This window comes from Methylobacterium aquaticum, from assembly GCF_001043915.1.
In the GTDB taxonomy this organism is placed as follows: Bacteria; Pseudomonadota; Alphaproteobacteria; order Rhizobiales; family Beijerinckiaceae; genus Methylobacterium; species Methylobacterium aquaticum.
Window position 1 is genome coordinate 1 of sequence record NZ_LABX01000147.1, and the last position, 1,847, is coordinate 1,847.

The 1,847-nt window shown below is 60.9% G+C and carries 1 protein-coding gene; it reads right to left on the reverse strand.

The features are described 5' to 3' along the window. Positions 1 to 83: 83 nt before the first annotated feature. Entirely contained in the window at positions 84 to 1,109 is a 1,026-nt protein-coding gene (locus VP06_RS18930; RefSeq protein ID WP_048465341.1) for a Hint domain-containing protein, read from the reverse strand. Positions 1,110 to 1,847: the final 738 nt, after the last annotated feature.

The window sequence follows — 1,847 nt, forward strand, 5'->3', positions numbered from 1 at the left end:
ATCTTCCAAGACCCGAGACCCCGCCTTCAGCCCCGCCGGCACCCGCCGAGCGGGGATTTTTCGTGCCCAGCCCAATCCCATCGTCAGGCGGTGATCCAGGCGAAGCGCTCGGCCTCGTCCCAGGCGCAGGCTTCGCCGAGCGCCGCCGCGAACACGCCCGACAGGCGCGCCCGCTCAGCCTCGACCACCGGACCGTCGACCGCGACCGGCCGGCAGCGGGCGGACAGGCCCGGCACGACGAAGTCGGGATTGTGCAGGGCGTGGTCGGAGCCTTCCGTGAAGAACGGCCGGTCGCCCCAGTCGAGGTAGCTCTCGGCGGGCAGGCCCTCGGCGAGCAGGATGTCGTGGGCGTCGAGTTCGACGTGCCAGTAGGTGACCGAGGCCACCGGCTCGCGGGCGATGCTGGTGCCGTTGATCAGGCACATCGCCGGCACGAGGTGGCCCCCCATGCCGTCCGCATCGGCACCGACGAGGACGGGGTGCCCGGGGGAGAGCGAGAGGTCGCGAGCCGGGAGACCCGGCCCGAAGGCGCCGGCGCGGATCCGGATCGGCTGCTGGTCGCGGGGCAGGGCCTTGCCGGCGCCGTCTAGGTCGCGATGTCCGATCCAGGTGATCGGCCGCAGCGCGCCGGACACGGTCACCGCCTCGTCACCGACCTGGAGGGTCTCGACAGCGACCTCCCCGCGGACCGTGCGGATCAGGGTTCCGATGACGAAGCAAACGGCGACCGGGTTAGCGGCGACTGAGTTAGCCCCAGCCTGAGTGTATGTAGTTGTAGATGGAAACACACTATTATCGGTGAAAGATCTCAGGTATCTTACATTAGAAAAGGCGGTATCAGCGGGGGAGTTGAAATATGCGTTTACATAATTGCTGTCATTAGAGAATTGGGTGTTGCTTAACTGAACATTATAACCGCTTGATCCGTCGGAGTTCAAATTATTGACGATGATACCGTTTGTAAACTGCTTTCCATTTGCAGTTACGTTTACGTTGTAAACGGTCTTCGTGTCGTAATTTACAGTAAAAGTGCCGCTTGCTGGTATGGCTTGTCCGCCGTTTTGATTAGCTAGCTGAGACCCAAAAGTGTATGAATAAACAGTAGCCACGTCGCCCTCCCTAGAGGATCGTTATTCAATAGTATGAACTCACTGGTTGCAATGACCAAAATAATATTATGTAGGATTGAAGGGAACAAACAACGAATACGAGACCAAAAGAAGAACATACCCTCTGTCTATTCACAAGTGCATTCAACAGTCGCTTTCGTCTCGCACCATCCCAGCCCACCACGGCCAGCGGTCCCTCTGTCCAGTCGCGCGCAGGTAGCGCACCCAGCCAGCGCCGTCGGGAATGACGTCGACCCCACCGCGGCGACCGCAGCCTGTGCAGCGCATCCGATGACCGACGGCGTTCATGTCGAGGTCGTGAGGGAGTGGCATCTCCATCGCCGGGATCTCGGCTTTGTGCTTGCAGATCGGGCAGTGGATCAAAAGTGAGAGCCGAGCCTTGCGCGCTTCGCCGAGCAGGATCGGAGGGAGAGGAGGACGCGCCATCAGCGGGTAGGCCACCACCCTACGAAATGACCGATCAGGACGCTGGCGATGCCGAGTGCGGCGTAGCCGAGAACTCCCATGACAGACCCCTTTCCGCGCGCCTCCGCACCCTTATAACACGCGAACAGCCAGTGAACATCCGTCGGGGATTTCGTCGGAGATTGCTGTCCCGACACAGCCCCGACGAACACGCTTTGTTCGCATCTTGGCTCTCATGGCGGCTTGCGCATGATCTCGCAAATCGCTAGAGAACCAACGGCCTAGAGCCAGTCGGGGCGTAGCGCAGTCTGG